The 24,752-nt window shown below is 74.7% G+C and carries 19 protein-coding genes; 5 read left to right on the top strand and 14 right to left on the bottom strand.

The window, feature by feature from the left end; translation table 11 throughout:
- The first annotated feature begins 123 nt into the window (after positions 1 to 123).
- On the top strand, positions 124 to 2,634 hold the full coding sequence (locus ABT015_RS06115) for a CDP-glycerol glycerophosphotransferase family protein (protein ID WP_350877228.1): 2,511 nt from the start codon (positions 124 to 126) through the stop codon (positions 2,632 to 2,634).
- Positions 2,635 to 2,654: 20 nt separating this feature from the next.
- Here ABT015_RS06115 and ABT015_RS06110 read toward each other — a convergent pair whose 3' ends face one another.
- The 6 genes from ABT015_RS06110 to ABT015_RS06085 form a co-directional block, all read right to left on the bottom strand.
- Positions 2,655 to 3,143, bottom strand: a complete 489-nt coding sequence (locus ABT015_RS06110) for a 2'-5' RNA ligase family protein (protein ID WP_350877226.1) — start codon at positions 3,141 to 3,143, stop codon at positions 2,655 to 2,657.
- Between the two features lie 62 nt (positions 3,144 to 3,205).
- Positions 3,206 to 4,246 carry a tryptophan--tRNA ligase gene (gene trpS, locus ABT015_RS06105; RefSeq protein WP_350877224.1) on the bottom strand — a complete coding sequence of 347 codons (1,041 nt, stop codon included), beginning with the start codon at positions 4,244 to 4,246 and terminating at the stop codon, positions 3,206 to 3,208.
- 30 nt (positions 4,247 to 4,276) lie between these two features.
- The gene (locus tag ABT015_RS06100; RefSeq protein WP_350877222.1) at positions 4,277 to 5,602 is read right to left on the bottom strand and encodes a hemolysin family protein; all 1,326 of its coding nucleotides are present in this window, start codon (positions 5,600 to 5,602) and stop codon (positions 4,277 to 4,279) included.
- 124 nt (positions 5,603 to 5,726) lie between these two features.
- Positions 5,727 to 6,719 (bottom strand): malate dehydrogenase, encoded by a 993-nt coding sequence (locus ABT015_RS06095; protein WP_350877220.1) that lies wholly within the window; start codon positions 6,717 to 6,719, stop codon positions 5,727 to 5,729.
- Between the two features lie 204 nt (positions 6,720 to 6,923).
- Positions 6,924 to 7,349 carry a DUF3017 domain-containing protein gene (locus ABT015_RS06090; protein ID WP_063349030.1) on the bottom strand — a complete coding sequence of 142 codons (426 nt, stop codon included), beginning with the start codon at positions 7,347 to 7,349 and terminating at the stop codon, positions 6,924 to 6,926.
- Positions 7,350 to 7,384: 35 nt separating this feature from the next.
- Positions 7,385 to 8,239, bottom strand: a complete 855-nt coding sequence (locus ABT015_RS06085; protein ID WP_350877217.1) for a bifunctional methylenetetrahydrofolate dehydrogenase/methenyltetrahydrofolate cyclohydrolase — start codon at positions 8,237 to 8,239, stop codon at positions 7,385 to 7,387.
- A 485-nt stretch (positions 8,240 to 8,724) separates the two neighbouring features.
- On the opposite strand from ABT015_RS06085, the gene ABT015_RS06080 reads away from it, so the two are divergent.
- Positions 8,725 to 9,351, top strand: a complete 627-nt coding sequence (locus ABT015_RS06080; protein WP_350877215.1) for a hypothetical protein — start codon at positions 8,725 to 8,727, stop codon at positions 9,349 to 9,351.
- Positions 9,352 to 9,482: 131 nt separating this feature from the next.
- Here the strand turns inward: ABT015_RS06080 and purH are convergent, their stop codons facing one another.
- Entirely contained in the window at positions 9,483 to 11,060 is a 1,578-nt protein-coding gene (purH, locus tag ABT015_RS06075) for a bifunctional phosphoribosylaminoimidazolecarboxamide formyltransferase/IMP cyclohydrolase (RefSeq protein WP_350877213.1), read from the bottom strand.
- A gap of 69 nt (positions 11,061 to 11,129) precedes the next feature.
- On the bottom strand, positions 11,130 to 11,795 hold the full coding sequence (purN, locus tag ABT015_RS06070) for a phosphoribosylglycinamide formyltransferase (RefSeq protein WP_350877211.1): 666 nt from the start codon (positions 11,793 to 11,795) through the stop codon (positions 11,130 to 11,132).
- Between the two features lie 368 nt (positions 11,796 to 12,163).
- Between purN and ABT015_RS06065 the strand changes: the two genes are divergently transcribed.
- Positions 12,164 to 12,808 carry a hypothetical protein gene (locus ABT015_RS06065; RefSeq protein WP_350877209.1) on the top strand — a complete coding sequence of 215 codons (645 nt, stop codon included), beginning with the start codon at positions 12,164 to 12,166 and terminating at the stop codon, positions 12,806 to 12,808.
- On the opposite strand, the gene ABT015_RS06060 is transcribed toward ABT015_RS06065, so the two are convergent.
- Entirely contained in the window at positions 12,805 to 14,292 is a 1,488-nt protein-coding gene (locus ABT015_RS06060) for a cell division protein PerM (protein WP_350877207.1), read from the bottom strand. The genes ABT015_RS06065 and ABT015_RS06060 overlap by 4 nt on opposite strands.
- Positions 14,293 to 14,424: 132 nt before the next feature.
- On the opposite strand from ABT015_RS06060, the gene ABT015_RS06055 reads away from it, so the two are divergent.
- Positions 14,425 to 16,161 carry a sigma factor-like helix-turn-helix DNA-binding protein gene (locus ABT015_RS06055; protein ID WP_350877205.1) on the top strand — a complete coding sequence of 579 codons (1,737 nt, stop codon included), beginning with the start codon at positions 14,425 to 14,427 and terminating at the stop codon, positions 16,159 to 16,161.
- A gap of 70 nt (positions 16,162 to 16,231) precedes the next feature.
- Here the strand turns inward: ABT015_RS06055 and sucD are convergent, their stop codons facing one another.
- From sucD to ABT015_RS06030, 5 genes are all read right to left on the bottom strand, one after another.
- On the bottom strand, positions 16,232 to 17,116 hold the full coding sequence (gene sucD, locus ABT015_RS06050) for a succinate--CoA ligase subunit alpha (protein WP_063349021.1): 885 nt from the start codon (positions 17,114 to 17,116) through the stop codon (positions 16,232 to 16,234).
- 19 nt (positions 17,117 to 17,135) lie between these two features.
- A complete protein-coding gene (sucC, locus tag ABT015_RS06045) occupies positions 17,136 to 18,308 on the bottom strand; it encodes an ADP-forming succinate--CoA ligase subunit beta (protein WP_063349020.1) in 1,173 nt (390 codons plus the stop codon).
- A 302-nt stretch (positions 18,309 to 18,610) separates the two neighbouring features.
- The gene (locus ABT015_RS06040) at positions 18,611 to 19,774 is read right to left on the bottom strand and encodes a VWA domain-containing protein (protein WP_350877202.1); all 1,164 of its coding nucleotides are present in this window, start codon (positions 19,772 to 19,774) and stop codon (positions 18,611 to 18,613) included.
- A gap of 20 nt (positions 19,775 to 19,794) precedes the next feature.
- Positions 19,795 to 22,185: a DUF5682 family protein gene (locus tag ABT015_RS06035; protein WP_350877200.1), complete on the bottom strand. Its 2,391-nt coding sequence runs from the start codon at positions 22,183 to 22,185 to the stop codon at positions 19,795 to 19,797.
- Positions 22,182 to 23,294, bottom strand: coding sequence for an ATP-binding protein (locus ABT015_RS06030; protein ID WP_063349017.1), 1,113 nt, complete (start codon positions 23,292 to 23,294; stop codon positions 22,182 to 22,184). Before ABT015_RS06030 ends, ABT015_RS06035 begins: the two co-directional genes overlap by 4 nt.
- Before the next feature lie 149 nt (positions 23,295 to 23,443).
- On the opposite strand from ABT015_RS06030, the gene ABT015_RS06025 reads away from it, so the two are divergent.
- Entirely contained in the window at positions 23,444 to 24,742 is a 1,299-nt protein-coding gene (locus ABT015_RS06025; protein ID WP_350877196.1) for an SWIM zinc finger family protein, read from the top strand.
- Positions 24,743 to 24,752: the final 10 nt, after the last annotated feature.

The raw sequence follows: 24,752 nt of genomic DNA, 5'->3' as shown, positions 1-24,752 counted from the left end.
CTGTTGACCCCGGGCGGCGTCCCGGTATGGGATATGAATTCGGCCCCGGTTTCCTCTCGGCATCGGTCCGGCGGCCCCGGTCCACCGCCCATGGCCCGGCCCCCGTCCCGAAGGACCCTCGTCATGCCTGCGCTCACACGGTTCGTCCTTCCGCACGCCGACCCCCGCGTGAGCACCGACCAACCCGCCGCCGACGAGGACGTCACCTTCGGCCTGCTGCGCGCCCGCTGGACCGGCCGCGGCCTGGAGCTCACCGGCTTCGCCCGCCCGGACGACCTCGACACCGGCCGCCCCGGCTCCGCCTGGACCTGGCTGACCCTGCGCCACGCCGACGGGAGCAGGCCGCCCGTCCACCTGCGCTCCCGGCCCCGCCGGCTGCCCGAGGTCACCGACGACAGCGCCCAGCCCGAGTTCAACCACGACTGGTCCGGCTTCACCGCCCTGATCGAGCCCGGCCGGCTGCGCCACGGCACCGACTGGCTGCTCGGCGACTGGCAGATCGAGACCACCCTGTTCACCCGCCCGCGCCCCACCCGGCTGCGCCGCCGGTACGGCGCGCTCGCCCCGCACTGGTGCGGCTCCGGCGAGTACCCGCCGGCCCACTGGGTGGACCACGACGTCCGCCTCCAGCCGCACTTCGCCGACGGACGACTGCGGCTGCTGCTCGAACGCCCCGGCATCCGGCTCACCCACGCCACCCCCACCGCCGACGGGCTCGACCTGCGCGGCAGCGCGGACACCTGCCCGTCCGGCACCGTGCTGCGGCTGCGCCACCGGCAGAGCGACGCCGTGATCGAACGGCCCGTCGCCCGCACCGGCAACACCTTCGCCGTCCACCTGCCGTACCGGCCGTTCACCGCCGACGGCCGCGGCAGCGGCGAACTGGAGCACTGGGACACCGAGTTCCTGCACCCCGACGGCAGCACCGAGCAGCTCTGCCTGGACGAGCGCGGCGGCCCGGTGGCCGGCCAGCACCGGCTGCCCGACACCCCGGACCGCGCCCTCTACCTCAAGCACCTCGCCGACGGCCGGCTCCAGGTGTGCGTCCAGCCCGCGGCCGGCCTCGTCGAGCGGATCGCCGTCCGGCCCGGCGGCTTCGAACTCACCGGCCGCTGCCCGGACCGCGCCGCGGACCGGCTGGAACTCGTCCTGCGGCACACCGGCACCGCGAGCGAGGTCCGCTCCCCCGTCGAGGCCGACCAGGACGGCCGCTTCAAGGTCCTGCTGCCCGCCACCCGCACCGCCGCCGACGGCACCGCGCTGCCCCTGCGCAAGGGCATCTGGGAGGCCACGCTGGCGCCCGCCGGGCGGCCCGGCCCGAGCCGCCCGCTGCTCGCCGCACCCGCCGCCCTGCCCGCACTGCCCGCCGCCACCACGGCCGGCGGCAAGCGAATCCTGCTCCAGCGCCGCTGGCACGACACCCTGCTGGTGGACTCCACCCCGGTGCTCACCCCCACCGAGCGCAGCGCCTGGACGCAGAGCCGCCAGCGCGCCGTCCACTACCCCGCCGCCCGCCGCGAACCGCTGCGCGAGGCCGTGCTGTACGACGTGTTCGGCGGCCGCGGCTACGCCGACTCGCCGCGCGCGGTGCACGCCGAACTGGCCCGCCGCGGAGCGCCGTTGGAGCACCTCTGGGTGGTCGACGACGCCCAGGCCGAACTGCCGCCCGGGGTCCGGGCCGTCCGGATCTGGAGCCCGGAGTGGTACCGCGCGCTGGCCACCTGCCGGTACCTGGTCGGCAACACGCACTTCCCGGACTTCCTGGAGCGCCGCCCCGGCCAGGTGGTGCTCCAGACCTGGCACGGCTCGCTGCTGAAGCGGATCGCCCACGACGTCGACAACCCCTGGCTGGCCGACCACGGCTACCTGGAGGCGCTCGACCGGGAGACCCCGCAGTGGAGCCTGCTGCTCTCCCCCAGCCCGTTCGCCACCCCGATCCTGCGCCGCGCGTTCCGCTACGACGGCGAGATCCTGGAGGCCGGCTACCCACGCAACGACGTGCTCGCCCGCCCCGACGAGGCCGCCGCCGCGGCCGTCCGCCGCCGGCTCGGCATCCCCGACGGCAAGCGGATCGTGCTGTACGCGCCGACCTGGCGCGAGGACCAGCAGCGCGGTGACGGCGACGGCTTCCGGCTCGGCCTGCGGCTGGACCTCGACCACGCCCGGCGCCTGCTCGGCCGGGACCACGTGCTGCTGATCCGCCCGCACTCGCACGTCCGCGAGCCGCTGCCGGGCGCCGGGGACGGCTTCCTGTACGACTGCGGGGACTACCCCGACCCGCAGGAACTGCTGCTGGTCGCGGACGTCCTGGTGACCGACTACTCGTCGATCATGTTCGACTTCGCCGTCACCGGCCGCCCGGTGCTCTTCTTCACCTACGACCTGGAGCACTACCGCGACACCCTGCGCGGCTTCTACTTCGACTTCGAGCCGCAGGCCCCCGGCCCGCTCGTCCCCACCTCGGCCGGGCTGCTCGGCGCGCTGCGCGAACTCGCCGACTCCGGCGCGGATCTGCCGCCCGGGTACGCGGAGCGCCACCGGCGCTTCCGGGCCGAGCACTGCGTCCTGGACGACGGCGGCGCGTCCCGCCGGGTGGTCGACCGGATGCTCGAACTCGGCAGGTCGGTACGGTAGTCGAAGGCCGGCCCGACGGTTCAGGAGAACAGGTAGCTCCGCCAGGGCCGCCAGACCTCGTCCGCGTCGAAGCGGGAGAGGCCGAAGCCCGGCACCGGGAAGGCCGCCCGGAAGCCGCGCGCCTGCGCGTACGCCTGGTCCAGCGCGTCGTCCGACAGGCCGTGCGCGACCGTCACGTGCGGGTGGTACGGGAACGCCAGCTCGCGGGCCAGCGGGCCGGAGCGGACGTCCGCCTCCAGCAGCCGGCACTCCTGCGCGCCCTCCTCGACCCGGACGAACACCACCGGGGAGACCGGGCGGAAGGTGCCGGCGCCGCGCAGCAGCATCCGGAACGGCCGGTGCGCGGCCGCCACCGCCGCCAGGTGCTCCTCGATCTTCGGCAGCGCCCCGGCCGGCACCTCGGTCGGCGGCAGCAGGGTGACGTGCGTCGGTATCGACCGGGCCAGCGGATCGCCGTGCCCGGCCCGGGCGTCCTGGATCCGCGCGCCGTACGGATCGGGAACGCTCACGGACACGCCGATGGTGACGGTCTCGGGGAGACCGTCACCATCGGGCAGGCGTGTGAGAGGAGTCACCGCTTGGCGGCCGGGAGGAAGCCGACCCGGTCGTACACCGTCTCCAGCGTCCGCGCGGCCACCTCTCGGGCCTTCTCGGCGCCGATCGCCAGCACCCGGTCCAGCTCGGCCGGGTCGTCGAGGAAGGAGCGGGTGCGCTCCTGGAAGGGGGTGACCCACTCGGTGAACAGCTCGGCCAGCTCGGTCTTCAGGGCGCCGTACATCTTGCCCTCGAAGTGCGCGACCAGCTGGTCGATCGACTGGCCGCTGAGCGCGGAGTGGATGCGCAGCAGGTTGGAGACGCCGGGCTTGCCGTCCTCGTCGTAGGAGACGACGGTGCCGGTGTCGGTGACGGCGCTCTTGAACTTCTTGGCGCTGACCTTCGCCTCGTCCAGCAGGTTGACCAGGCCCTTGTCCGAGGAGGCGGACTTGCTCATCTTGGCGCCCGGGTCCTGGAGGTCCTGGATCTTCGCCGTCTCCTTGAGGATGTACGGCTTCGGCACCGTGAAGGTCGGGCTGTAGCGGGTGTTGAAGCGCTCGGCGAGGTCGCGGGTGAGCTCCAGGTGCTGGCGCTGGTCCTCGCCGACCGGGACGGCGTCCGCCTGGTAGAGCAGGACGTCCGCGACCATCAGCACCGGGTAGGTGAACAGGCCCACCGTGGTGCTGTCCGCGCCGTGCCGGACGGACTTGTCCTTGAACTGGGTCATCCGGGAGGCCTCGCCGAAGCCGGTGAGGCAGTTCATCACCCAGGCGAGCTGCGCGTGCTCGGGCACGTGCGACTGGACGAACAGGGTGCAGTGCTCCGGGTCCAGGCCGGCGCCGAGCAGCTGGGCGGCGGAGACCCGGGTGTTCTCGCGCAGCTCCTTCGGGTCCTGCGAGACGGTGATCGCGTGCAGGTCGACGACCATGTAGAAGGCGTCGTTCTCCTTCTGCAGGTCCACCCACTGACGCACCGCGCCCAGGTAGTTGCCGAGGTGGAACGAGCCGGAGGTGGGCTGGATGCCGGAGAGAACCCGGGGACGGTCCTTGACCGGACCAGTGACCGCTGCGTTGACCATGCGGGCCATTGTTCCAGTTCCACCGGGCGCTCAGGAAACGTCCGCCCCAGGAGGTTCCGTCAGTGTGACCGCACTCACCCTCACCCGGGCGATCCGCCGGCCCTCCAGCTTGGCCACCGTCAGCAGCACCCCGCCACCGCCCTCGACCGGGACGCGCACCTGGTCGCCGTCCCGGGGCAGCCGGCCGAGCGAGGCGACCAGACAGCCCGCCACCGTCTCGTACGGGCCCTCGGGCAGGGTGGCGCCGGTCTCCTCGGTGAAGTCGCCGAGGTTGAGCAGGCCGTCCAGCTCCATGCCGCCGCCGACCAGCCGGCGGGTGGCGGCCGTCTCCGGCCGGTCGTACTCGTCCCGGATCTCGCCGATCACCTCCTCGACCAGGTCCTCCAGGGTGACGATCCCGGCGGTGCCGCCGTACTCGTCCACCACGATGGCCAGGTGGTGACCCTCGCGGCGCATCTCGCCCATCGCCTCCAGCACCCGCTTGGTGCCGGGCAGCAGCTTCACCGGGCGGGCCAGGTCGCGGACCTTGGCGGCCTGCTCGCCGCGCGCGCCGTACAGGTCGCGGACGTGCACGAAGCCGACCACGGCGTCGGCGCTGCCCTCGACCACCGGGTAGCGCGAGTGCGGCGAGGTGTCCGCCTGGTGCCGGACGGCGGCCAGCGGGCGCTCGGCGTCCAGGAAGGTCACCTCGGTGCGCGGGACCATCACCTCGCGCAGCTGCCGCTCCCCGGCGGAGAACACGTCCGCGATCAACGCCCGTTCGTCGCTGCCGAGTTCGGTGTTGGCGGCGACCAGGCCGCGCAGTTCCTCGGAGCTCATCGAGCCACGGCCGGCGGCCGGGTCGCCGCCCAGCAGGCGGACCATCAGGTTGGTGGAGTGGCCGAGCAGCCAGATCACCGGGCGCAGGGCCACCGACATCACGTCCACCACCGGGGCCGCGATCACCGCGATCGACTCGGCCCGCTGCAGGCCGATCCGCTTGGGGGTGAGTTCGCCGAGCACCAGCGAGACGTAGCTGATCACCAGGGTGAGGCCGACCAGGGCGACCGCGTCGGCGACGCCCTGGGTGAGCCCGGCCCGGACGAACAGCGGGGCGACCTTGCCGGCCAGGGTGTCCGCGCCGAAGGCGGCGGACAGGAAGCCCATGCAGGTCACGCCGACCTGGACGGCGGCCAGGAAGCGGTTGGGGTCGGCGGCCAGGTGCGCGGCCCGGGCGGACCGCCGGGTGCCGAGCGCCTCCAGTGTCCGGATCTGGCCCTCGCGCAGCGAGATCAGCGAGATCTCGGCGACGTTGAACAGCCCGCCCAGCAGGATGAAGACGAGGACGAGCAGGGCGTCCCCGAGGGTTTCGTTCACAGCGGGTCAGTGTAGGACCGACCGGCGCCCGGGGAGCGGAAGAACGGGCGACGGCCGGTCACACGACGGCCCGCCGCCTCCGGGAAGGAGACGGCGGGCCGTCGGGAAAGCGGTGCCGCGGGGCTCAGATGAGGCCCAGCTCCTGGACCGCGTCGCGCTCCTCGGTCAGCTCCTTGACCGAGGCGTCGATGCGGGCACGCGAGAAGTCGGAGATCTCCAGGCCCTGGACGATCTCGAACTTGCCGGCCTTGGTGGTGACCGGGAAGGAGGAGATCAGACCCTGCGGAACGCCGTAGGAGCCGTCCGAGACGACGCCCATGGAGGTCCAGTCGCCCTCGGCGGTGCCGTTGACCCAGGTGTACACGTGGTCGATCGCGGCGTTGGCGGCCGAGGCGGCCGAGGAGGCGCCACGGGCCTCGATGATGGCCGCGCCGCGCTTGGCGACAGTCGGGATGAAGGTCTCGTCCAGCCAGGCCTGGTCGCTGCCGATGGCCTCGAAGGCCGGCTTGCCGGCGATCTCGGCCTGGAAGACGTCCGGGTACTGGGTGGCGGAGTGGTTGCCCCAGATGGTGACGCGCTTGATGTCGGAGACGGGCGCACCGGTCTTGATGGAGAGCTGGCCGACCGCGCGGTTGTGGTCCAGGCGGGTCATCGCGGTGAAGCGCTCGGCCGGGACGTCCGGGGCGTTGCGCTGGGCGATCAGGGCGTTGGTGTTGGCCGGGTTGCCGACGACCAGGACCTTGATGTCGTCCGCGGCGTGGTCGTTGATGGCCTTGCCCTGCGGGCCGAAGATGCCGCCGTTGGCCTGCAGCAGGTCGCCGCGCTCCATGCCGGCGGTGCGCGGACGGGCGCCGACCAGCAGCGCGACGTTGGCGCCGTCGAAGGCCTCGTTCGGGTTGTCGGTGATCGTGATGTCACGCAGCAGCGGGAACGCGCAGTCGACGAGCTCCATGGCGGTGCCCTCGGCGGCCTTGAGGCCCTGCGGGATCTCCAGGAGGCGCAGGTTCACCGGGACGTCGGCACCGAGCAGGTGGCCCGAGGCGATGCGGAAGAGCAGCGCGTAGCCGATCTGGCCGGCCGCTCCGGTGATGGTGACGTTGACGGGGGTGCGGGTCATTTCTACCTTCTCCAGCAGATCGCCAGGTGCCCCAGGCACACCGGCGCGCTGGAGCCGAGGATGGTCTCTCGACATCGAGAGACCGGCGTCAGGTTATCGCAAAGGGAAGCGTACGCCGCGGGTGCGGGCCTGGCTGATGCGTCACAACGGACGGCGGCCCCCGCCCTGACTCGCAGGGCGGGGGCCGTCACGGTCACCCCGGCGTCAGTGCTTGGGCCGGCCGATCAACTTGCCGATGTTGTCGAGCAGCGGGATCTCCAGCCACGGGTTCGGCTGCGCCACCAGGGTCAGCAGCACGATCGACGCTCCCAGGAAGGTCAGCACGATCACGTCGGTGAAGCGGCTGCGCACCGCCAGCATCCCGACCTCGGGCAGCACCAGCCGCAGGACGGCCCCGAGCAGCACCCCGCAGCCGAGGATCAGCAGCCCGTACTTGAAGCCGTCCTTGAAGTCGGCGAACCAGGTCACCGCGAGGCCGGCCCCGACCACCAGCAGGACCAGCGTTATCGGCCACTGCCGGACCGGCAGGGTGTGGTCGCGCCCGAGGGCTGCGGCCGCGCCCTCGGGCGGCAGGGTGCCGGTGGTCTTGACCGGCCTGCGCGGGGTCCGCGCCGGTCGCGGTTCCGTCATGCTCGCCGTCCCTCGTGGTGGTGTCGGTCGTGGGGTCAGACGCCGGCGCGGCACTCGGCCGCCACGACGATGTTGTTGAGCAGCATCGCGCGGGTCATCGGGCCCACGCCGCCGGGGTTCGGGGAGATCCAGGCGGCCACCTCGGCCACGCCCGGGTGCACGTCGCCGACGATCTTGCCCTCGCTGCGGCTGACGCCCACGTCCAGCACCGCCGCGCCCGGCTTGACGTCCTCCGGCTTGACCAGGTGCGGCACGCCCGCGGCGGCCACGATGATGTCGGCCTTGCGCAGGTGGTAGCCGAGGTCCCGGGTGCCGGTGTGGCACAGGGTCACGGTGGCGTTCTCGCTGCGGCGGGTCAGCAGCAGGCCGATCGAGCGGCCGACGGTGACGCCGCGGCCGATCACGACCACCTCGGCGCCGTTGATCTCGACGTCGTGCCGGCGCAGCAGCTCGACGATGCCCAGCGGGGTGCACGGCAGCGGCCCCTCGATGCCCAGGGCGAGCCGGCCGAGCGAGGTCGGGTGCAGGCCGTCGGCGTCCTTGTCCGGGTCCATCAGCTCCAGGACCGGGTTCTGGTCCAGGCCCTTGGGCAGCGGCAGCTGGACGATGTAGCCGGTGCAGGAGGGGTCGGCGTTGAGCTCGCGGACGACGTTCTCGACGTCCTCCTGGGTGGCGGTGGCGGGCAGCTCGCGCTGGATCGAGGCGATGCCGACCTCGGCGCAGTCCTTGTGCTTCCCGTTGACGTACCAGCGGCTGCCCGGGTCGTCGCCGACCAGGACGGTGCCGAGGCCGGGCGTGACGCCCTTCGCCTTGAGGACCGCCACGCGGGCGGCGAGTTCGGACTTGATCGCGGCGGCGGTGGCCTTGCCATCGAGAATCTGGGCAGTCATGACCCCATTCTCCCGGATCGAGGCAAGCCGCCGTACCAGGGCCCGCCCTCCGGTCGGACGGGTACGGAAGGCCTGGACCACGTTGCGGTTGCGCCACAGTCTCGGTCCGGCGCGCGGAACCGGCTGGACACGGCCCCGCCGTCCGGTTGACGATATGCGGGCACTCCCTGCCGCGACCCGGCCCGGTGACGGGCCGACGGACACCCGGCGGGGGCGTACCCGGGGGAAAGAGCACGTGAGCCGACCACTTCAGACCGAGCCGCCCGACCGCTGCGGCGCCGTCCTGCCCGCGGCGGGCCCGTCGACGACTCCGCTCTCACCGTTCTCAGCGCTCTCACCGCGCGTCTGAGCCGGCCGCGCCCGGCTCCGCTCCGGGCTGTCACTCCCCTCCGTTAGCGTCCCGTTCCACCGGCGACCCGACGCGCCAAACCGGAACCGGGCCCTCCGTCCCGTCCCCACGTCCCCGCAACTGCCCGGAGGCATCGATGAGTTACCCGCCCGACCCGAACAACCCGAACAACCCGTACGGCCAGCCGCCGCAGGCTCCCGGCTACGGCTACCCGCAGCAGGCCCCGCCGGCCGGGTACGGCTACCCGCCGCCCGCGCCGGGCTACGGCGGACCGGGCTACGGCTACCCGCCGGCCGTCCCGCAGAACATGCCGGGCCTGGTGGTCACCGCCCGGGTGCTGCTGTTCATCATCGGCGCCGTGCAGATCATCGGTGGGGGCATCTACCTGATAGCCGCCGCGGCGGCCAAGGAGGTCACCAACCGGGCCCAGGAGATCGACGGGAGCGACCCGTTCAACGGCTTCGGCAACGCGGCGGCCGGCGTGCTGGTGGTCGTCGGCATCGTGTGCGCGCTGTTCGCGGCCTTCTCCATCACGCTGGGCGTGAAGTTCGGCAAGGGCGGGCCCGCGGTCCGCATCACCACCCTGGTGTACGGCTCGTTCGGCGCGCTGCTCGGCCTGCTGGGGCTGGCCGGCTCGTTCGCCAGCAACGCCAACCCGGTCGGCATCGTCTTCACGCTGATGTGGCTCGCGGTCTCGATCACGATGATCGTCGGGATGAGCGTCAAGGACGGCGTCGCCTGGTTCGCCCGGCCGCGCTACTGACCGGCCGCGTCACTGACCGGCCCCGTCCGAGCCGATCGGACGACGAGCGGCCCGGCTCCCCTTCCGGAGGAGCCGGGCCGCTCTGTCATGCCGTCACCCGGGCGGTGCGTCGGGCGAGCGGTGGAACGCGATCAGTGGAAGAAGTGCCGGGCACCGGTGAAGTACATCGTCACCCCGGCCTCGGCGGCCGCCGCGACGACCTCCTCGTCCCGGATCGAACCGCCCGGCTGGACGATCGCCTTGACGCCGGCCGCGATCAGGATCGCAGGGCCGTCCGCGAACGGGAAGAACGCGTCCGAGGCCGCGTACGCGCCCTTGGCCCGCTCCCCGGCCCGCTCGACCGCGAGCTTGCAGGAGTCGACCCGGTTGACCTGGCCCATGCCGACGCCCACCGAGGCACCGCCCTTGGCCAGCAGGATCGCGTTGGACTTGACGGCCCGACAGGCCCGCCAGGCGAAGGCCAGCTCGGCCAGCTCGGCCTCGGACAGCGCCTCACCGGTGGCCAGCCGCCAGTTCGCCGGGTCGTCACCCTCGGCCTGCACCCGGTCGGCGTCCTGGAGCAGCACGCCGCCGGAGACCGGGCGCAGCTCCTGGCGGTTGGCCGGCGCCTCGGGGGCCAGCAACACCCGCAGGTTCTTCTTCCGGGCCAGCACCTCGACGGCGCCGTCCTCGTAGCCGGGGGCCACCACGACCTCGGTGAAGATCGGGGCGATCTGCTCGGCCAGCTCGACGGTGACCGGGCGGTTGACCGCGATCACGCCGCCGTACGCCGAGACCGGGTCGCACTCGTGCGCCTTGCGGTGCGCCTCGGCGACGTCCGCGCCGGTCGCGATGCCGCACGGGTTGGCGTGCTTGATGATCGCGACGGCCGGCTCGGCGTGGTCGTACGCGGCGCGGCGGGCGGCGTCGGTGTCGACGTAGTTGTTGTACGACATCTCCTTGCCGTGCAGCTGCTCCGCGCCGGCCAGGCCGCCGCTGCCGTCGCTGTACAGCGCGGCGCCCTGGTGCGGGTTCTCGCCGTAGCGCAGCACGTTCTGCCGCTCCCAGGTGGCCCCCAGGAACTCCGGGAACCGCTCGTCGCTCGGCGCGTAGCCGGCTTCGAACCAGGAGGCGACCGCGACGTCGTACGCGGCGGTGTGCGCGAACGCCGCACCGGCCAGGCGCTTGCGGGTGGCCAGGTCGAAGCCGCCCTCCTGGACGGCGCGCAGCACGTCGCCGTAACGGGCCGGGTCGACCACCACGGCCACCGACGGGTGGTTCTTGGCGGCGGCGCGGACCATGCTCGGGCCGCCGATGTCGATCTGCTCGACGCACTCGTCCGGGGTGGCGCCCGAGGCGACGGTGGCCTTGAACGGGTAGAGGTTCACCACGACCAGGTCGAAGGGCTCGACGCCCAGCTCGGCCAGCTGCGCGCGGTGCGACTCCAGCCGCAGGTCGGCGAGCACGCCGGCGTGCACGCGGGGGTGCAGCGTCTTCACGCGCCCGTCCAGGCACTCCGGGAAGCCGGTCAGCTCGGAGACCTCGGTCACCGGGACGCCGGCGGCGGCGATCCGGCCGGCGGTGGAGCCGGTGGAGACGATCGCGACCCCGGCGGCGTGCAGGCCCTGGGCCAGCTCCTCCAGACCGGTCTTGTCGTACACACTGATCAGCGCGCGACGGATCGGACGGATGTTCTCCGAAACGGGGGGCGTGGTGGAGCTGGCACTCATGCTCCCACCTCGCTGCGCTCGGCGGGCGCTGCGCGCCAGGCACCATTCTCGATGATTCGCTCGCTCCGCTCACTCATGTGCCGGAATCCATACCTTTCGGTCCTCGATACGGTGACCCTCGCGGGCCAGCCGGCCCACGACGTCGACGAGCAGCTTGCGCTCGACAGTCTTGATGCGCTCGTGCAGCGCTTCGCCGCCATCGGCGTGGTCGGCGTCGACGACCTCGACGACGCCCTGCGCGATGATCGGCCCGGTGTCCACCCCGGCGTCGACCAGGTGGACGGTGCAGCCGGTGACCCTCACCCCGTACGCGAGCGCGTCGGTGACGCCGTGGGCGCCGGGGAAGGAGGGCAGCAGCGCGGGGTGGGTGTTGACGATCCGCCCGGCGAAGGCCGCGATGAACGCGGGGCCGAGGATCTTCATGAAACCGGCCGTGACCACCAGGTCCGGTTCGTGGGCGGCGACGGCGGCGGTCAGCGCGCGGTCCCAGTCGGCCCGGTCGGCGAAGTCCTTCACCCGGTGGACGAAGACCGGCAGGCCCGCCTTCTCGGCCCGCTCCAGGCCCGCGATGCCGTCGCGGTCCGCACCCACGGCGAGGATCTCGGCGCCGTACGCCGGATCGGCTGCGGCGTCGAGCAGCGCCTGCAGATTGGTGCCGGAACCGGAGACCAGCACCACCAGGCGGGCCGGTCCGGGCGTACGGGGCGGGAAGAGCTGAGCGGGGGCGGCGGCCACTGCGCGATTCTCCGTAGGTCGGGCGCCGCCCGCTGGTACGTCCACCGGTGGTGGGGCCACTACGAACGGCAGGTCGAGCGAGGGGGAACACCGGGAGAACCCACCGCGACGCGGGCACCCGGGAACCTCTGCGAGCTGCTGACCGTCACCACGATAACGGCTGGTCGGACGGCCTCCGCACCCTCCCGGCGGCGCTACGCGCGTAGTTGAGACGGGGATCTCCTCCGTCCCGCGCGGCGCAGTCGCCCCGGGCACGGGCCCGCCCGGCACCCCCGCAGCGGGCAGGCCGCCGGAGGACCGGCGAACGGCTGCGGGATCATAGGGGAGGCGGGAGACCGCCCCTCCGACCGAGAAGGAATGGCTGAACCATGAGCAGCGGTGACGACACCGGCGAGCGCAACCCCTTCGCGCCGCCGCCGGCGGATGCCCCGGACCAGCCGTGGCAGCCGCGCAACCCCTGGCCCGGCGAGGGCCGGGACGGCACCGGCGACCAGGGCACCGGCGAACGCCCGCAGCTCCCGCCGCCGCACCCCTGGGGCCTCGGCCGGCCCGAGGACGGCCGCCCCAACCCCCCGGCCCCACAGCCGCCCAAGCTCGACCCCGCCGACCCCGCCCAGCGCCGGGCCCGCAACGCCGCGCTGGCCGGGCCGCTCGCGCTGGTCTGCCTGTTCGCCGGCTTCCACTGGGCCGCCCTGTTCGTCGGCGCGCTCGGCATCGTGTGGGGCATCAGCGCGCTGCGGACCCCCAAGCCCGCCCCGGCCGCCGCCACCGGCGCCGCCCACCAGCCCGCCGCCCACCAGCCCGCCGCCCCGAACCCGCTCACCCCGGCCGCGCTCGCCGGCATCCTCACCGGCGCGATGACCGTCGTGGTCGCGACCCTGGTGATCGGCCTCGGGATGTACTACAACGACTACGTCACCTGCGTCCAGGACTCGCTGACCTCCGTCGGCGCCGACAACTGCGACCGGTTCGCGCCCAAGTGGTACGTCGACTTCACCGGGAACGCGGGCTAGTCCCTGCCCGGGCCCCGCCCGCCCAGACGCAGCACCGCGGCGTACCCGCGGGCCCGCAGCAGCAGCACCCCCCGGCGCAGCCGCTCGGCGGCCCGGGCCGCGGGCGGGGCCGCCTCGTCGGCGTCCGCGTCGGGCTCCTCGACGGCCCGCCCGTCAGCCTTTCCCGCGATCTCTCCGTCGGCCTCTTCGTCGGCCTCCGGGACGGTCGCGGGGCACAGTGCCCGATGGCGCACCAGCAACGCGCCCGGCACGGCCACCAGCGCGAACCAGCCCGCCGCCGCCGGCCCCGTCCACCAGAGCGTCGGCCCCAGCCGGGCCATCCGGCCGCCCGCCAGCGCGCCACCGGACAGCCAGCCCGCCGCCGCCACCGCGACGCCCGTCAGCAGCGCCGCCGCCAGCACCGCCACCACCGTCGCCGCGAGCGGCCACGGTCCGTCGCCACCCCCATCGCCGCCGTCGGCCCCGGCCGCCGCGCGCGGGCCGGCCGCCGCCCGGCCCAGCAGCACCGCCGGCACCACCCCCGCCAGCACCGGCAGCAGCAGTGCCGCCAGCCGCCAGCCGCCCGGGCCCTCCGCCGGCAGCAGGGCGAACATCGGGAACTCCGGGACGGGGCCCAGCACGGTGCCACCCGGCGCCACCACCGTCCCGGAGCCCACCGCGAACCCCGGGCCCAGGGCGTACGCCGCCCCCCAGAGCACCGCGTTCGGCAGCAGCACCAGCCCGAGCAGCAGCAGCCCGACCAGGGCCGCCGGTCCGCGCCCGAGCACCGCCATCCCACGCCCGCCCCCGGTCGCCGCGTCCAGCACCGCCGCCACCGCCACCAGCACCCCGCCGGCCGCCACCAGGCCCGCCGCGGCCGCCAGCACCGAGCCGCGCACCGCCGCCGCGCCGCCGGCCGGTCGGAGCGGCGCGGGCAGCCGGTCCAGCAGCCGCCACGCCGGCCTGCGGAGCGGGGCGTCGGGGCCGGCGTGCCGCGCCGAACGCGCGCCCGCCGCCGTCGCCAGCCCGGCCAGCAACCCCACCACCAGCACGTCCGGCAGCGCCCTGGCCTGGAACAGCCCGGCGCCCGTGCAGTGCAGCACCACCGCCGCCGCGACCGCGCAGTAGCCCGCCCAGACCGCGACCGGGCCGCCCCAGCGCGGCCGGGGCCCGCGCCGAGACGCCACCCGGGCGGCAGCCCGGTACAACTGAGCCACCGCCAGCACGCCCAGCAGCAGCGGGGTGACGGTCAGCGGCGCGCCCGCGTCCCCCCGCAGCACCGGCGCGCCGTGCCCGAGCAGCCACAGCGCCCCCGCCAACCGGGTGGCGCCGGTCGCCCCGTTGTCCGCGTACGGCGTCGCCACCCAGAGCCCGAGCACTGGCACCCCGACCACCGCCAGGCCGACCAGCGCCGTCCGCACCCCCGCCAACAGGTCGGCCGGCAACGGGCGTCCGCCCAGTTCGCCCGGCAGTTCCAGGATCGGACGGCCCATCAGCTGCGTCATGCGCCTCATGGTGCCAAGGCGACTCGCCATGCTTCGTGAAGCGGCAAACCGCCGCCGTGTCCCAGATTATTGGCTTATGCGCATTTTCAGACCCGATCCCCAAGCCGCCGGCGGACCGGCCCGGAGCGTCTGATGACCACGCCACCCACCGCCGAACACCCCGCCGGCGCCGACTCCCCCACCCCCGGGAACCGCGCCCGCAAGCCCCGGACCACCCACCCCGACCAGGACGCGGCCCGCCTCCTCAGGAAACTGACGCCCCGTGAGGCCCAGGTGCTCGCCCACCTCGCCGCCGGCCGCGACCTCCCGCAGGCGGCCGCCGCCCTCGGCGTCGCCCCGGCCACCGCCCGCAGTTACGTCCAGCGGGCCATGCGCAAACTCGGCGCGGCCACCGAGGCCGAGGCCGTCGCCCTCACCACCGCCCGTCCGAAGAGCCCCGACCCCGCACCGCCCGGCCCCGCACCATCCGACCCCGCACCGCCCAGCCCCGCACCATCCGGCCCCGCACCATCCGGCCCCGACGCGCCGGGCGACGCCCAGGCGGACCCTGCCGCCGGCCCCCGCACCCCCGACCCCGCGCCGCCGCGACCGCCCGTCCCCGGCACCGGAGGAGAGCACCCCGGGCCCGCCCCCGCGCACCCCACCACCCACAACCCCGCCCACGCCCACGCCACCGCCCACGCCCAGGCGGCCCCGAACGCCCCGGGAGGGAGCATCAGCACGCCCACCGCCACCACGACACCGCCCGGCATCCGCGACACCCCGCCCGCGGCGCAGGACCGCCCCGACGGCCCGGCCCCCGACACCGGGCGGCCCGCCCACGCGGCCACGCCGGCCGACGGAGAGCCGGCCGGGAGCTTCGAGGAGCTGTACGAGCAGGCGCACACCCGGCTGGTGCAGCAGGTGTTCCTGCTGACCGCCTGCCGGCACCGGGCGGCGCACTGCGTCCGGCTGGCGTTCGGGGCGGCGCGCCGGGGCTGGGCGGAGGTGGCCGCGACGGGGGCTCCGGAAGGGTGGGTGCGGGTACGGGCGTGCGAGCTGGCGCTGTCCCCGTGGCACCGGGGCGGGCCCCGGCGGATGCACGCCTGGAAGCTGCCGCACCGGCGGATCCGGGTGCGGCCGGCGGACGAGTCGCAGGCGGTGCTGCCCGATCACGACCGGCTGACCGACCGGGACCGGGCGCTGCTGAAGGCGCTGCGGCGGCTGTCCCGGCCGCAGCGCCGGGCGCTGGTGCTGCACGACGGGCTGGGCCTGCCGGCGGCGGCGGTCTCGGTGGAGGTGGAGTCGACGCTCGCGGCGGCCGAGGGGCGGGTGTGGGCGGCCCGGGTGGCGCTGGCCCGGTGGGTGCCGGAGCTGCTGGGGCCGGATCCGGCGGCGCCGGGGTTCGTGGACGGCCTGAGCGGGCTGCTGCACCGGGCGGCGGTCCGGGGCTGCCCGCAGCCGCACCGGCCGCCGGTGCCGGTGCTGCAGGCCCGGCACCGGCTGTGGACCGCGAGCCGGACGGGGGCGGCGGCGCTGCTGACGGCGGCGGTGGGCGGGGCGGCGCTGGCGACGCTGGTGGGGATCCGGCCGGTGACGCTGTTCCGGTCCCCGGAGCCGCCGGAGCCGGCGATGTGCCTGTCGGCGGCGGGCGCGGGCGAGCCGGGTGTGCCGGCGCTGCCGGGCGGGCCGCCGAACGTCGTCCGCAGCCTGTGGTGCAGCCCCACGCCGGGGGTGGAGGCGGTGGTGCTGGAGTCGGCGCCGCAGGCCGCCGCGCGGTGGGAGCTGCCGGCGGTCGCCCGGGGGGCGGGCGCCCCGCCGCCGCAGGGCCCGGAGGTCTGCCCGCTGTGGTCACCGCTGCCGTGCACGACCGGGCCGACACCGCACTGACGGCGCCCGCGGACGCGCGAGCGCCCCTGCCCTTCACGGGCAGGGGCGCTCGCTGCGCGGTCGACCGACGTCAGCCGGCGATGATCTCGCGCGCCAGGCGGGCGGTCTCGGACGGCGTCTTGCCGACCTTGACACCGGCGGCCTCAAGGGCCTCCTTCTTCGCCTGGGCGGTGCCCGAGGAGCCGGAGACGATGGCGCCGGCGTGGCCCATGGTCTTGCCCTCGGGAGCGGTGAAGCCCGCGACGTAGCCGACGACCGGCTTGGTGACGTGCTCGGCGATGTAGGCCGCGGCACGCTCCTCGGCGTCGCCACCGATCTCACCGATCATGACGATGAGCTCGGTCTCCGGGTCCTCCTGGAACGCCTTGAGGGCGTCGATGTGGGTGGTGCCGATGACCGGGTCACCGCCGATGCCCACGGCCGAGGAGAAGCCGATGTCCCGCAGCTCGTACATGAGCTGGTAGGTCAGGGTGCCGGACTTCGAGACCAGGCCGATCTTGCCGGAGGTGGTGATGTCGGCCGGGATGATGCCCGCGTTCGACTGTCCGGGGCTGATCAGACCGGGGCAGTTCGGGCCGATGATCCGGGTCTTGTTGCCCTTCGAACCGGCGTACGCCCAGAAGGCGGCGGTGTCGTGCACCGGGACGCCCTCGGTGATGACGACGGCCAGGCCGATCTCGGCGTCGATGGCCTCGACGACGGCGTCCTTGGTGAACTTCGGCGGCACGAAGATGACGGTGACATCGGCACCGGTCTTCTCCATGGCCTCGGCGACGCCGCCGAAGACGGGCACCTCGGTGCCGTCGACGTCGACCGTGGTGCCGGCCTTGCGCGGGTTGACACCGCCGACGATCTGGGTGCCGGAGGCGAGCATGCGGCGGGTGTGCTTCATGCCCTCGGAGCCGGTCATGCCCTGGACGATGACCTTGCTGTCCTTGGTAAGGAAGATAGCCATGGTGTGAAAGTCCCCTTCCTTACTTGTTGGCCAGCTCGGCGGCGCGGTCAGCGGCGCCGTCCATGGTGTCCACGCGCTGGACCAGCGGGTGGTTGGCGTCGTCGAGGATCTTGCGACCCAGCTCCGCGTTGTTGCCGTCCAGACGGACGACCAGCGGCTTGGTGACGTTCTCGCCCTTGCTCTCCAGGAGCGCGAGGGCCTGCACGATGCCGTTGGCGACCGCGTCGCAGGCGGTGATGCCGCCGAAGACGTTGACGAACACCGACTTGACGTCGGGGTCGCCCAGGATGATCTCCAGGCCGTTCGCCATGACCTCGGCGGAGGCGCCGCCGCCGATGTCGAGGAAGTTGGCGGGCTTGACGCCGCCGTGGTTCTCACCGGCGTAGGCGACCACGTCGAGGGTGCTCATCACGAGGCCCGCGCCGTTGCCGATGATGCCGACCTGGCCGTCGAGCTTGACGTAGTTCAGGCCCTTGGCCTTGGCGGCGGCCTCCAGCGGGTTGGCCGCGGCCTTGTCCTCCAGGGCCTCGTGCTCGGGCTGGCGGAACTCGGCGTTCTCGTCCAGCGAGACCTTGCCGTCAAGCGCGATGATCTTGCCCTCGCCGGACTTGATCAGCGGGTTGACCTCGACGAGGAGCGCGTCCTCGGCGATGAAGACCTTCCACAGCTTCTGCAGGACGTCGGCGACCTGGTCGGCGATCTCGGCCGGGAACTTCGCCGCGGCGACGATCTCGGCGGCCTTCTCCGGGGTGCAGCCCTCGTTGGCGTCGACCGGGATCTTGGCGAGCGCGTCGGGGTTCTCCTCGGCGACGACCTCGATCTCCACGCCGCCCTCGACGCTGGCCATCGCCAGGAAGGTGCGGTTGGTGCGGTCCAGCAGGAACGAGACGTAGTACTCGTCCTTGATGTCCGCGGTCTGGGCCAGCATCACCTTGTGGACGGTGTGGCCCTTGATGTCCATGCCGAGGATCGCCTCGGCCTTGGCGACGGCGTCAGCCGGGTCGGAGGCGAGCTTCACGCCACCGGCCTTGCCTCGGCCACCCACCTTCACCTGAGCCTTGACGACGGCGCGGCCGCCGAAGCGCTCCGCGATGGCGGCAGCGTCTGCGGCGGTCTCGATCACATCACCGTCAAGCACGGGCACACCGTGCTTGGCGAAGAGGTCCCTCGCCTGGTACTCGAACAGGTCCACGTGTTTGTCCTTGTTCGTGGTCGCGGATTGTGTCTCTACGAGCGTGCCACGGCAGGATCTTCGCTGCGGGTCGTCGGGGCGGTGCGGGTACGCAGAGGTACGGCCTTGCGGCCCACACAGCCACGGGCGCACACGTCAATCAACACGCGCGTCACGTCCGTCTGGCAGGTTATCCCCGTACGACGGGACTGTTTCGCCCGGGGCCTGCCCGTCCGTGGTGAGAACCGTCACAGACAGCCTACGGGGGCGGTCGGCGCACCCCCCGTCCGCCGGTCGGCCGGTTCGCACGACCGGGTGAATCCTCACACTCCCTGGTCAGGCACCGGCAGCGGGCGCTTCTCGATCGCCGCGGCCATGATCTCCGGAAAGGCGTCCGGGGTGCAGGCGAAGGCCGGGGCTCCCAGGGCGGCCAGGGCGGCGGCGTGGGCGTGGTCGTAGGCGGGCGCGCCTTCGTCGGAGAGCGCCAGCAGGGCGATGAACTGGACGCCGGCCGCCTTCATCGCGGCGACGCGCCTGAGCATGCCGTCCCGGATGCCGCCCTCGTAGAGGTCGCTGATCAGCACCACCACGGTCTCGGACGGCCGGGTGATCCTCGACTGGCAGTAGGCGAGCGCGCGGTTGATGTCGGTACCGCCGCCGAGCTGGGTGGCGAACAGGACGTCGACCGGGTCGGTGAGCTGTTCGGTGAGGTCGACCACCGAGGTGTCGAAGACGACCAGCCGGGTGTCCAGCGTGCGCATCGAGGCGAGCACCGCGCCGAACACCGCCGAGTGCACCACCGACGGGGCCATCGAGCCGGACTGGTCGATGCAGAGGATGACGTCCTTCTTCACCGCACGCTGGGCGCGGGCGTAGCCGACCAGCCGCTCGGGCACGACGGTGCCGTGCTCGGGCAGGTAGTTCTTCAGGTTGGCCCGGATGGTGCGGTCCCAGTCGATGTCGCGGTGGCGGGGCCGGTTGACCTTGGCGCTGCGGTCGAGGGCGCCGCCCAGGGTGGCCCTGGTGCGGTCGGCGAGCCGGCGCTCCAGATCGGCGACCACCTTGCCGACCACGGCCCGGGCGGTCTCCCGGGTGGTCTCGGGCAGCGCGTGCTTGAGCGACAGCAGGGTGCCGACCAGGTGCACGTCCGGTTCGACGGCCTCCAGCATCTCGGGCTCCAGCAGCAGCCGATCCAGGCCGAGCCGGGCGATCGCGTCCTGCTGCATCAGCTGGACGACGGTGGACGGGAAGTACTCGCGGATGTCGCCCAGCCAGCGCGCCACCTGCGGGGCCGAGCCGCCCAGCCCGGCGCTGCGCCGACCGCCGCGGGCCGCCCGGCCGCCCTCCTCGGGCGCGCCGCGGTAGAGCGCGGCCAGGGCGCCGTCCATCGCGGCGTCCCGGCCGCGCAGGGCGCAGCCGGTGCCGTCGGCCTCGCCGCCGAGCACCAGCCGCCAGCGGCGCAGCCGTTCGTCGGTCGTGGTCGCCATCAGGTCCTCCTTCACGGGTGTCAGGTGTTGCGGCCGGCGGCCTGCCGGGGGATCCGGGGGCGGGCGCCGAGCAGCAGGGCCACCACCGGGACGGCGGCGTCGGCCCGGGCCCGGTCGAGGGTGCCGCCCGGGGTCCGGGCCGCCGGGGCCTCGCCGAGCGGGCCGGCCGCGACCCGGCCGCCGATGGTGCCGCGGACGCCCGCCTCCAGCCCGGCGAAGGTGCGGCGCAGCAGCGGCAGGACATCGGTGAAGACCTCGCCGGGCACGCCGGTCAGCCAGTCGTCGAGCAGGGCGAGCAGGCGCGGGTCGTGCAGCAGCAGGGCGCCGCCGCCGGTGAGGAAGCCCTCGATCCAGCCGGCCGCGTCCGCCGGGGCGTTGGCGGTGGACAGGACCAGCCGCAGCCGGCCGGCGGCCTCCTCGGAGTCGAGCCGGCCGTCGTCCAGCAGCAGCCGGACGGCGCGCCCGCGCAGCAGGCCGGGGGCTCCGGTGGCCGGGCCGCCGGCCGGCTCTCGGCGGGCCAGCGAGCGCAGGGCGGCGGCCCAGCGGTCGGCCAGGCCCTCGGAAACGGCCGGGCCATCGGAGCCGTCCGGGCCCGGGGAGGCTGCCGGGGCGTCCGGACCTTCCTGGGCGTCCGGCTCCGGACGGGCGGCCGGGCCGAGCAGGCCGATCGCGCCGTGCACCTCGTCGAGCCGGCCGCGCATCGCCGCCGCCCCCTCGGCGTCCAACCCGACGCAGGCGGGCGGCAGCCCGACGCAGATCCGGTCGGCCAGGCCGGTGGCGACCTCGCCGAGCGCGCCGTGGTCGGTGCCGCGCACGTCGCCGTAGCGCAGCGCCCGGACCAGCGCGGGCAGCGCCCCGGCCAGGTGCGCGACATCGGTGTCCAGCGCGGCGCAGTCGGCGAGCACCCGCATCACGGCGGGCAGCGCGCCGGCCAGCCCGGCCAGCAGGCAGGTCTCCACCAGGCCGGTCAGCTCGGCGAGTTCGACGGCGGCGCGGGCGGTGCCGACGGCCTTGCCGGTCGCCGCCTCCTCCACCGTGGTGCCCCACTGGGCGGCCTCGGCGATCCGGACCGCGAACTCGGGCTGCCAGCACAGCCGCCAGCTCTCCCGGAACGTCCCGGTCGAGTTGACCGCCGAGCGGGCCGGCACCCCCCAGTCGACGCCCAGCAGCCGCAGCCGGTGCAGCAGCCGCGAGCGGGCCGCGTCGGTGTCCTTGCGCAGGTCGAGGTCGAGGTCCTTCGGCGCGGCCTCGGGCTTGAGCCGTAGCGTGCGCTGCCAGCGGGTGAGGTCCCGCTGGAGCGGCACCGCCGGTGCCTCGTCCGGGACTTCGCCGAGCGCGTCGCCGACCACCAGGCGGTCCCGGACGAGCTCCAGGGCGACGTCCGAACCCTCGCAGAGCACCGCGCGGACGGCGTCCAGGGTCTCGGTCAGCCCGGCCAGCGGGCGGCCGCGCAGCACCGCCAGCGTGCGGGCGAGCCGGACCGCCTCGATGACGTGGGCGGAGGAGACCGGGTGGTCCTCGGCGCGCAGCAGTTCGGCGGCCCGGGTGAGCCAGCTCGGCACCGGATCGCCCTCGGTGCCGAACAGGTGGTGGTACCAGCCCGGTGACCGCACGCCCGCGCCGTAGCCGGTGGCCTGGGAGAGCCGGCGGTGCGTCCACGGCACCCAGGTGATGTCCGTCCGCACCTTCCGCGGCAGTCCGGCGAGCAGCGCCCGGTCGTGCGCGACCGTCGGCAGCACCGCCAGCGCGGGCACGTGGAAGGCCCCGCACACCACGGCGATCCGGCGGTGCCCGGCGCGGCGGGCGGCCCGGATCTGCTGGCGCATGTACGCCTCGCGCAGGTCGTCCCGCCGGGACTCGCCGAGGCCCTCCGCGCGCAGCGCCGCCATCGCCTCCGCGACGGCGGCGAACGGCGCCAGTCCGTCCGGGTCGTCCGCGCCGGGCGCGCGGTGCTCGACCACGTCCTCCCACCAGCGCTCCGGGTCGTCGTACCCGGCCGCCTCGGCGAGCAGCGCCAGCGGGTCGGCGACCGGCCCTGCGGGCTCCCCCGGATCCCCAGGCTCCCCCGGCTCCCCGGCCTCGGCGGTGGGGCCGAGGCCGTACCCGGCGGGCAGGTCGATGAAGCGGACCGGCAGCTCCCGCTCGACGCCGTAGCGGATCGCCACCCACTCCGGGGAGAACTCGGCGTACGGCCAGAACGCGGCCCTCGCCGGGTCGTCCACCGCGTGCGCCAGCAGCGCCACCGGCGGCACCAGGCCGTTCCCGGCCGCGAGGTGGACGATGCCGTCGGCCTCCGGCGGGCCCTCGATCAGCACCGCGTCCGGCCGCCACCGCTCCAGCGCGGCGGCCACCGCCCGGGCCGAGCCCGGGCCGTGGTGCCGGATGCCGAGCAGCGCGACGTCCGCGGTCATCGCACCTCCTCGCGGGCGGCCCGGTAGAAGTCCTTCCAACCGTCGCGCTCGCGCACCACCCCTTCGACGTACTCGCGCCACACCGCGTGGTCCGCCACCGGGTCCCGGACGACGGCGCCGAGGATGCCGGCCGTCACGTCCCCGGCGCGCAGCACGCCGTCCCCGAAGTGGGTGGCCAGGGCGAGGCCGTTGGCCACCACCGAGATCGCCTCCGCCGTGGAGAGGGTGCCGCTCGGGCTCTTGACCTTCGTCCGCCCGTCCGTCGTGATCCCGGCCCGCAGCTCGCGGAACACGGTGACCACCCGCCTGATCTCCTCGGCGCCACCGGGCAGTTCGGGCAGTTCCAGGGAGCGGCCGAGCTGGTTCACCCGGCGGGTGACGATGTCGACCTCCTCCTCCAGCGAGCCCGGCAGCGGCAGCACGACGGTGTTGAACCGCCGGCGCAGCGCGCTGGACAGCTCGTTGACGCCGCGGTCGCGGTCGTTCGCGGTGGCGATCACGTTGAAGCCGCGCACCGCCTGCGTCTCACCGCCCAACTCCGGCACCGGCAGCGTCTTCTCGGACAGGATGGTGATCAGACTGTCCTGCACGTCGGCCGGGATCCGGGTCAGCTCCTCGATCCGGGCGAGCTTGCCGTCCGCCATCGCCCGCATCAGCGGCGAGGGCACCAGGGCGTCCCGGCTCGGGCCGTCGGTGAGCAGCCGGGCGTAGTTCCAGCCGTACCGGACGGCCTCCTCCGGAGTGCCGGCGGTGCCCTGCACCAGCAGGGTGGAGTCGCCGCTGATCGCCGCGGCCAGGTGCTCGGACACCCAGGTCTTCGCGGTTCCGGGCACGCCGAGCAGCAGCAGCGCGCGGTCCGTCGCCAGGGTCGTGACGGCGACCTCCACCACCCGGCGCGGGCCGATGTACTTGGGGGTGATCGGGGTGCCGTCGGGCAGTTCGCCGCCGAGCAGGTACGTCGCCACGGCCCACGGCGAGAGCTTCCAGCGCTCCGGTCGCGGACGGTCGTCCTGCGCGGCCAGCGCGGCCAGTTCACCGGCGAAGGCGTCCTCGGCATGCTGCCGCAGAACGTCGGTCACGGGGGCTCCTTCGGGTCGGCCGCCGGGCACACGGGTGCCCCGGCGGCAGGGTGATCGGGGGGAGCTGGGGCCGGCGTCCCGGCCTGTGGGAACCACCCTGCACCCCGGCACTGACAAACCCCGGGGCGCTCCCGACGGGCAGTCAGCCGATGTCAGTGGCACCGCCTACCGTCGGTCGCATGGAGGAACGCTGGAGCACCGAACACGTCCTGTCCCTGGCACCTGACGCCGCGTCGCAGAAGGCGGCCGGCAAGCTCTCCTCGCCCGCGCCCTGGTCCGGGGCGGGCACCGACGGCGCCGCGCTCTGGGGCGAGTGCAAGGGCAGCGGCAGCACGCCGTACCGCACCGTGATCGAACTCGCCACGCCCGCCTACCAGTGCAGCTGCCCCAGCCGGAAGTTCCCGTGCAAGCACGCGCTCGGGCTCCTCCTGCTGTGGAGCGGCGCCCCGGAGGCCGTCCCCACCGCCGAACCCGCCGCGTGGGCGGCCGACTGGCTCACGTCCCGCGAGGAGCGCGCCGAGAAGCGCGCCGCGCCCCCGGCCGACCCGGCCGCCGCCCGCCGCCGGGCCGAGAAGCGCGGCGCCCGGGTGGCGGCCGGCGCGGCCGAACTGCGGCTGCGCCTGGCCGACCGGATCCGGCACGGCCTGGCCGACCAGTCCACCGCCGGGCCCTGGGAGGAGGTCGCCGCCCGGATGGTCGACGCCCAGGCCCCCGGCCTGGCCACCAGGGTCCGCGAACTCGACGCCGCCCCGCAGGACCGGCTCCTGGAGGAGTACGCGATGCTGCACCTGCTCGCCACCGCCGCCACCCGCGTCGACGAGCTGCCGGCCGAACTGGCCGCCACCGTCCGCACCCGGGTCGGCTACCCCACCGACACCGCCGAGATCCTGGCCGGCCCCACCGTGCGCGACCGCTGGCAGGTGCTCGGCAGCCGCGACTTCGCCGACGAGCGGCTCACCACCCGCCGGGTCTGGCTGCGCGGCGCCAAGACCGGCCGCCCCGCCCTGCTGCTCGCCTTCGGCCGCCCCGGCCAGGCCCCCGACCTCGCCCTGCCCACCGGCCACCTGCTGGAGGCCGACCTGGCCTTCCACCCCGGCGCCCGCCCGCTGCGCGCCGCCCTCGGCACCCGCTACGGCGCCCCCGGGCCCGGCCCGGCCGGCCCGCCCGACGGCCTCACCGTCGCCGAGGCGGTGGCCGGCTACGGCACCGCCGTCGCCGACGACCCGTGGCTGGACAGCTGGCCGACCGTCCTCGCCGGCGCCGTGCCCGTCCGCACCCCGGACGGCTGGTACCTGACGGACGGCCACCACACCCTGCCCGTCCGCACCTCGGCCCTCCCGGAGGCGGCCCTGTGGCGGCTGGCCGCGGTCTCCACCGGCCGCCCGCTGACGGTCTTCGGCGAGTACGGCCACCAGGGCTTCACCCCGGTCACGGCCTGGGCCGGCCACGACCGCCCGATCGGCCTCACCACCGCCTAGCGTCCAGCAC

Origin of the sequence: Kitasatospora sp. NPDC094016, from assembly GCF_040304045.1 — a bacterium.
In the GTDB taxonomy this organism is placed as follows: Bacteria; Actinomycetota; Actinomycetes; order Streptomycetales; family Streptomycetaceae; genus Kitasatospora.
Note: the sequence above shows the minus strand (reverse complement) of the source record. Positions and strands in the feature narration are given on the sequence as shown.